At 70.6% G+C, this 357-nt stretch carries 1 protein-coding gene; it reads left to right on the top strand.

The genetic code is table 11. The annotated features are described in order from the left end of the window. Positions 1-54 precede the first annotated feature (54 nt). Positions 55-357 (top strand): putative Ig domain-containing protein (locus IF89_RS0136380; RefSeq protein WP_234328043.1); only part of this gene is annotated, 303 nt, incomplete at its 3' end.

Here is a 357-nt window from a genome sequence, read left to right as displayed (position 1 = left end):
TCGGATTTCCTGCCCCCGGGCGGTTCCCGCCAAGCGGCATCGGGTCCGGCGCAGGTGGTGGTTTCCTACACCGTCGCGGACCTGGAGATCACCACCGCGAGCCCGCTGCCCAACGCCACCGTCGGCCAGCCGTACTCGGCCGTGATTGAAACCGTTGGCGGAACCGGGCAAGCCGCCTTCACGGTCACCGGCGGCACCCTGCCGCCCGGACTGGCCCTGGCCGCAGACGGCACCCTCTCCGGCACCCCCACCACGGCAGGCACCTACACCTTCACCGTCACCGCGACCGACCCCAACCCCCAAGTCCCCACCGCATCCAAAACCTTCACCCTCACCGTCAACCCCGCCCCCGCATCC

Origin of the sequence: Streptomyces sp. NRRL F-2664 (assembly GCF_000719345.1) — a bacterium.
Taxonomy (GTDB): domain Bacteria; phylum Actinomycetota; class Actinomycetes; order Streptomycetales; family Streptomycetaceae; genus Streptomyces.
Note: the sequence above shows the minus strand (reverse complement) of the source record. Positions and strands in the feature narration are given on the sequence as shown.